Source organism: Candidatus Neomarinimicrobiota bacterium (genome assembly GCA_018647265.1).
Taxonomy (GTDB): domain Bacteria; phylum Fidelibacterota; class Marinisomatia; order Marinisomatales; family TCS55; genus TCS55.
The window spans coordinates 1-6,276 of the sequence record JABGTK010000035.1; the positions used below are offsets into that span (position 1 = coordinate 1).

Sequence of the window (6,276 nt, forward strand, 5' to 3'; positions counted from 1 at the left end):
ATCTTTCACCGCCAAATACAATTGCAATAAGCTAGTATGGTATGCCGAAACTAATGATGTATATGTCGCTCTTGAGGAAGAAAAAAGAATTAAAGCTGGCTCAAGGGCAAAAAAAATTAAAATGATTGAAGAAATGAATCCGGATTGGAAGGATTTATCAAAAGAATGGTTTGAAGAATAGATTCTATTTTTTTATTGTCATTGCCCGCCTGCCGAGCGGGCAGGCGAGCCCAAAGGGCGCGGCAATCTTTTATATCTTTGGCGATTGCTTCATTTCATTCTCAATGACAAAACCAAAAAAGATATGTCATTGCGAGGAATCGCGCATTTTGCGGGATGACGACGCAATCCCCATATTAATAATATTTTCTCTGTGTGCTCTGTGGCTAAACCGAATCCAAGGCCGCATACTCCTGCCAGAATTGTACCGACTCGGCCCATTCTTCCGATGAATAATGTGCTTTAGTGCCCCCAGTTAATTCTAACTGATTTCGCATCATAGTCACCGGCCCCATGGGCAATTTATCCACACCTTTTGGGATAGCATGGATGCTGATTAATTCCCATTCAGCGTTTGTGGATTGTTCGTCATTTTCTGCCAACACATCATGACGATACAAAATATATTCAATTTTCCACGCTTTCACCGGCGTCCCCGATTTAGCCCGTGTCTGGATGTAGGGCTTTTCTGACGGTTGCCGTTGAATAAGCTGAGAAACTAATTTTGTATTTTCATCAATTTTTATAAATGGACATTCAAACTCATGAATAATTTCTGTACTCCCATTGACGATGAGAACCCCGTCGCGATATCCTTCTATATAATGTCCATTGGCCATTCGTTTTTCAGCATCTTGAGCAATAGCCTCAAATGAAAGGGATTCAGAGTATGTTTTCCCAGATCTTTTTATTTGTCGGCGGACAAATTTATTTACTGCTACTTTTTCCATAATAATGTTATCTCTTTCTTTCCCTTCGACCTTCAATTTCGTGTATTTAGTGTGTTTCGTAGGAGAGTGTTTTAAACAGGTTTAGGTGTAAAGAAAAAATTATTCACATAGATTTGTCGATTGGGATTAGTTTGATATGTATAAAGATCAAAATTATCCAAACTCACAAGTGAATTGCCATTGTAGAACCAACCATCATAATTGAGATTCGTAAAAAATTCAAATACCGCATTTACATTTTCTGGACCATTATGACGCGCTTCACATTCGAGTAATACAACTGGCTTAAAACGAGTTAAGACTTTTTTCCCACCCATGAGGACATCCAGTTCATGGCCTTCCACATCACATTTTATCAAGTCTATTGTTTTCAAATTTCGCAATAATGTAAAGTTATCCAACGTTGTTGTATGCACATTGATTTGGGTAGCATTTTTATTGCCACTTGTTTTTAATGATGCACTTGGAGATGGTCTTCCTCCGGGAATATTCATTGTTGTGTCAGATTCCATAGAAGAAAGGGCCATCGTTTCTACTTGAATATTCTGATATTTTGATCGCTTCGCAATGCCGGATAAATATTGATTTAACTGCGGTTGTGGTTCAAAGGCATACACATATCCTGTTTCTCCAACTCGTTTCGACATCCAATAGGTATAAGCACCTTTGTGTGCGCCAATATCTAAGACAACCTGCCCCGAATTTAAGTGCCTTAATAAAAAGTTAATTTCCGGTTTTTCTGTACGAAGTCGATATCGCCACGCTCGAAATACCCAGCGCATATAATCGTTATTTAAATTAGAGCGTTTCATTTTTTCCATGGATATAGTTTTTTATTCCAGTTGAGTGCTTTGTATTTTTTGAGAATCTTCATTGTTTCATCAACAGGGAGTGCTTCCATTGTACCATAGCGACTGGAAACTGTTTCTGCCATGAATAATGAATTAATGATAGCCTCTTCCGTCGCTTCAACCGTAGCCATAAATAAACCATTCATATGGCGGTTTTTAACCTCTTCCCGGGTGATGGTTAGGCCATCTGATGAATTGGCTTTGTGGGTGGAAAAAATTATAGCATAATCTCCACTACCATTGGATGAATAACCCCCGACTCTACCAAAGGCATGATCCACTCGTTTTGCTATGCGTTTTAAGTTTCGATTAGAAAGAGGAGCGTCTGTGGCGATCACAATCATGCATGACCCTTCGTCTTCATCATAGGGAATGGAAGAAGCAAAAGGTGATTTCTTGAGCTCCCGTCCTACCGGTGCCCCATTAATCATGAGCGATCCACCAAAATTGGTTTGGACCAAAACGCCGATGGTATATCCACCAGCTTCTTTTGGAAGCACTCGGGAGGCTGTGCCCATACCGCCTTTAAATCCCAATGCTCGCGTTCCCGTTCCGGCGCCCACAGATCCTTCTGCCACTGGTCCTGATTTTGCATTTTGAATTGCTGAAAAAACATGTGCTTTTTTTACGTGTCGTCCGCGAATATCGTTAAGGCCGCTGTCATTTGTTTCTCCCACTACCGGATTGACAGAACGTATATTTGGGTTCTCGGATATCATATAATCCACAATTGCATTGGCCACCAGAAAAGTGTTTAGCGTATTGGTGAGTGCAATGGGTGATTCAATAGTTCCAAGTTCTTCAACTTGGGTAAATCCCAGCGCTTTACCATATCCATTGGTTACATGGACGGCGCCCATAACTTTATCTTTAAATAAATCGCCGCCGTGTGGTTTGATTATGGTAACGCCAGTCCTGACACTATCACCTTGGATAACAGTTTCGTGACCAACCGATACACCGGCAACATCAGTGATTGCATTCCATTGTCCTGTTTGAAACAGGCCGATCTCTAGGCCTCGATCCCTTGGGCGGATTTTTTGAGCAATTACTGTTGATCCCAATGAGAAACATAATAAAATTGTAATGACAGATAATTTTTTCATGTCCAAAGCTACAATATCATAAAAGGATTTACTCATATCTTTAAGAGGGCGCAAATTGAACCTTGTGAAAAAAGGGTTTGATGAATGGCAGACTATATTGGTTTAGATAATTATGAAATTGTAAATGATCTTTTGCTGGTTTCTTTTTCCGATAAAAGTGAAGTAATGATCGAATTAAAGAAACTGCGGGAGCAATGTCCTTGTGCCAATTGCCAGGGAGAAACAGATGCCTTAGGTAATTTGTATAAAGGCCCAGACCAGGCATTTTCAGAATCAAGTTTCCAAGTTAGTGGTATTCAACCAGTGGGGTACTATGGTTTACGCCCCTTTTGGAAAGATGGCCATAGCACAGGAATTTTTACCGGTGACCTGTTAAAAAAATTATCGGAATAATTTATTTTTCTTCAACAAATGAATAATATAATTTCACAAAAAATAACTCATAAGTTTGTGAGGACCCTTTTAATAATTTCCGCATTATTTTTTTGCGACTTTTGTGCTTTATGTGGCGATTTTAATGGATGAAATGTTTGATGTTATCATAATTGGCGCGGGAGTTATTGGATTGGCTATCGCCCGATCCCTTGGAGAGTCCTCCCAAAAGTCCGTTTTGGTTATTGAAAAGGAAGAATCGTTTGGCCGAGGAATTTCTAGCCGAAACAGTGAGGTCATTCATTCTGGAATATATTATGAACCTGATTCCCTGAAGGCTAAATATTGCCTAAGTGGTAGAGAATTGCTTTATGATTATTGTGATAAACACAATATCTGGGTGAATCGTTGTGGAAAAATAGTCGTGGGTAAAAACCATCAATCTGATGATTTAGAAGCATTATTTAACAATGCACAGAAAAATAATGTGCCTGAAGTTCAGATCATTGAACAAAAAGAAATTCATGCACTTGAACCTCAGGTTGATGCGGAGATTGCTTTATTTGTTGGGTGTACAGGGATTGTATCGGCCCACGAATTAATGGCATCCTTATATAAAAAATCCCAAGATAGTGATCATGATTATTTATTTAAATCCAGAATAGTTGATGCAGAAAAAACCAATGATGGTTATGAATTGGCTATAGAAAACCCCCAAGGCGAAGTTGAAAAAGTATCCACCCAATGGGTGATTAATGCGGCCGGACTAGAAAGCGATATTGTGGCTGAAATGTTGCCCCATGATACTCCATCACTCCGATACTCAAAAGGATGTTATTATAAACTTTCATCCAAATGGCGTGGTGCGTTTAATCATTTGGTTTATCCACTGCCGGATGCGGCCCACGGCTCATTGGGAATTCACCTCAGTTTTGATGAGACACAAATGCCCAAACTCGGTCCCAGCGCCCATTGGATGAATGACCGCCAAGAGAACTATGATGTGGAAGAATTATTATTGAATCAGTTTCATGATGAGGGTAGGCGATATATCCGTGGACTTAAAAAAGAAGATTTATCACCGGATTATGCTGGGATTCGTCCAAAAATATGGATGAATGAAAATCCAATGCCGGATTTTTATATTTCACATGAGAAGGATAAAGGATTTCCCGGTTGGGTTAATTTAATAGGGATTGAATCTCCCGGACTCACCTCAGCCATCGCAATCGGAGAGGATGTAGCAACCTGGATTAAATAAATATATGGTTTTACCGATTCAAGCTGGATATAGGTATTACCAAATCACTTACCCAATGCTTTAGCGTTGGGTAATCTGTTAAAGAAGAATGGGCTTAAGCCCAACAACTATTCACCAATAACTTTTATATCCATAAACGCATTCTGCCGCCATGCTTCATAAGTGATTATTGACACTGCATTGGCAAGATTTAAACTCCGGCCCTCACTCCGCATGGGCATATATATAGAAGTATATTTTTCACGAATTTCTTTAGGTAGCCCACGGCTCTCAGGACCAAAAATAAAAGCATCACCTTTTTCGTATTTAACATTCGCATAATTTGTATTACCTTTGGTCGTTACGGAATAGATGGCCTTTGGTGAAATTCGGTCTAGGCATTCATCCAAGTTTTCCCACACATGAAAATTTGTCCTTTTCATGTAATCCATTCCAGCTCGCTTTAAACTTTTATCATCTGTTGAAAACCCAAGCGGTTTGATTAAATGAAGTGTGAATCCCGTATTAACGGATAATCGAATAATATTCCCTGTATTGGGGGGAATCTCTGGTTCATATAGTATAATGTGAAACATGGTGATTTATTGAATATTGCCCATATGTTATATTAGTTCCTCTATTATAAAATGAACCACTAAACAATAGTTAGGATGTCTCCTCCCTATATGGGGAGGAACAAGGTGGGGTAAAGAACGCTTGATTATTACTTATCACTTATAAAATCATTTTACAATTTTCTTCTCTATTCTGTAATAAAGATCCTCAATCACCCCATCTATATTAGTCATCACTTCGTAATTATTATACTTAACTATTGTTAATCCAACTTGTTGAAGATATTTTGATCGTTTTTTATCTTTTTTCACTTGTTCTTGCTCGAAATGTTGTCCACCATCCACTTCAATTACAAAGCCATTATGCAGTGAGATAAAATCTACAACGTATTTCCCAATGGGGTGCTGTCTTCTAAACCGTACGTTTAATTGTTTTTTTCTGATATGCCCCCACAGTTTTAGTTCCGCTGGAGTCATATTTTTTCTAAGAACTCGTGCTAACTTTTTTGCATGTTCAGCAGGAGGCGGTAGTTCGGAAGTTTGCATTATTTTAAAATCCCCACCATAATCCTCCCCGAGGAGGGGAGGAGATGAATGGCAATTGCTATGTGGTCCTCCCCTAATGGGGAGGAAATAAAGGTGGGGTTTTTAATTTCTGCATCAAGTTTTCTCACCTAAATTGCCCCTTTTATTTATCCCGCTTTCCCCTGCGCCGCCACAGCCGCAGCTTTTTTAGCAATGGCTTCTTGATCTCCCAAATAATAATGTGAAATAGGATTTAATGATTCATCCAATTCATAAACCAATGGAACGCCTGTTGGAATATTTAATCCAACAATTGCCTCATCAGAAATCTTATCTAAGTATTTAACCAGGGCGCGGAGAGAATTCCCATGGGCGACAATTAATACTTTCTTTCCGGACAAAACAGACGGTGCGATAGTTTCATGCCAATATGGGAGAAACCGATCCACCGTATCTTTTAAACATTCTGAAGCGGGCAATTCATTTTCATTTAAATCAGCATAACGATTATCAAAACGAGGATGCCGTTCATCATGAATTTCCAATGGCGGCGGCGGCGTATTATAACTGCGTCGCCAAACCAACACTTGGTCATTCCCATATTTCTGGGCAGTCTCAGCTTTGTTTAACCCTTGGAGGGCGCCGTAATGCCGTTCA

At 39.4% G+C, this 6,276-nt stretch carries 9 protein-coding genes; 3 read left to right on the forward strand and 6 right to left on the reverse strand.

Annotated elements, in window-relative coordinates; all coding sequences use genetic code 11:
* A partial coding sequence (locus HN459_02380) for a GIY-YIG nuclease family protein (protein MBT3478287.1) occupies positions 1–181 on the forward strand: 181 nt, incomplete at its 5' end.
* Positions 182–386: 205 nt separating this feature from the next.
* On the opposite strand, the gene HN459_02385 is transcribed toward HN459_02380, so the two are convergent.
* The 3 genes from HN459_02385 to HN459_02395 all read right to left on the reverse strand — a co-directional run bounded on the left by HN459_02385 (position 387) and on the right by HN459_02395 (position 2,907).
* Positions 387–950 carry a DUF3228 family protein gene (locus HN459_02385; protein MBT3478288.1) on the reverse strand — a complete coding sequence of 188 codons (564 nt, stop codon included), beginning with the start codon at positions 948–950 and terminating at the stop codon, positions 387–389.
* A 71-nt stretch (positions 951–1,021) separates the two neighbouring features.
* Positions 1,022–1,762, reverse strand: coding sequence for an FkbM family methyltransferase (locus tag HN459_02390; GenBank protein ID MBT3478289.1), 741 nt, complete (start codon positions 1,760–1,762; stop codon positions 1,022–1,024).
* Positions 1,759–2,907 (reverse strand): P1 family peptidase, encoded by a 1,149-nt coding sequence (locus HN459_02395; GenBank protein ID MBT3478290.1) that lies wholly within the window; start codon positions 2,905–2,907, stop codon positions 1,759–1,761. The genes HN459_02390 and HN459_02395 overlap by 4 nt, the downstream gene beginning before the upstream one ends.
* Before the next feature lie 84 nt (positions 2,908–2,991).
* On the opposite strand from HN459_02395, the gene HN459_02400 reads away from it, so the two are divergent.
* Together HN459_02400 and HN459_02405 are read left to right on the forward strand one after the other, a co-directional pair.
* Complete coding sequence (locus HN459_02400) at positions 2,992–3,300, forward strand: DUF971 domain-containing protein (GenBank protein ID MBT3478291.1); 309 nt, start codon at positions 2,992–2,994, stop codon at positions 3,298–3,300.
* 112 nt (positions 3,301–3,412) lie between these two features.
* On the forward strand, positions 3,413–4,540 hold the full coding sequence (locus tag HN459_02405) for an NAD(P)/FAD-dependent oxidoreductase (protein ID MBT3478292.1): 1,128 nt from the start codon (positions 3,413–3,415) through the stop codon (positions 4,538–4,540).
* Positions 4,541–4,647: 107 nt separating this feature from the next.
* On the opposite strand, the gene HN459_02410 is transcribed toward HN459_02405, so the two are convergent.
* From HN459_02410 to HN459_02420, 3 genes are all read right to left on the reverse strand, one after another.
* Positions 4,648–5,115 carry a tRNA (cytidine(34)-2'-O)-methyltransferase gene (locus tag HN459_02410; GenBank protein ID MBT3478293.1) on the reverse strand — a complete coding sequence of 156 codons (468 nt, stop codon included), beginning with the start codon at positions 5,113–5,115 and terminating at the stop codon, positions 4,648–4,650.
* Positions 5,116–5,262: 147 nt separating this feature from the next.
* Positions 5,263–5,640: an endonuclease domain-containing protein gene (locus tag HN459_02415; GenBank protein ID MBT3478294.1), complete on the reverse strand. Its 378-nt coding sequence runs from the start codon at positions 5,638–5,640 to the stop codon at positions 5,263–5,265.
* Positions 5,641–5,786: 146 nt separating this feature from the next.
* Positions 5,787–6,276: 2,3-bisphosphoglycerate-dependent phosphoglycerate mutase (locus HN459_02420; protein MBT3478295.1), on the reverse strand; the 490-nt coding region annotated here is incomplete at its 5' end.

Bases quoted from the DNA above. Each gene is read 5' to 3' on its own strand.
- HN459_02385 (MBT3478288.1), bottom strand. From the start codon at position 950: ATGGAAAAAGTAGCAGTAAATAAATTTGTCCGCCGACAAATAAAAAGA.
- HN459_02390 (MBT3478289.1), bottom strand. From the start codon at position 1,762: ATGAAACGCTCTAATTTAAATAACGATTATATGCGCTGGGTATTTCGA.
- HN459_02395 (MBT3478290.1), bottom strand. From the start codon at position 2,907: ATGAAAAAATTATCTGTCATTACAATTTTATTATGTTTCTCATTGGGA.
- HN459_02400 (MBT3478291.1), top strand. From the start codon at position 2,992: ATGGCAGACTATATTGGTTTAGATAATTATGAAATTGTAAATGATCTT.
- HN459_02410 (MBT3478293.1), bottom strand. From the start codon at position 5,115: ATGTTTCACATTATACTATATGAACCAGAGATTCCCCCCAATACAGGG.
- HN459_02415 (MBT3478294.1), bottom strand. From the start codon at position 5,640: ATGCAAACTTCCGAACTACCGCCTCCTGCTGAACATGCAAAAAAGTTA.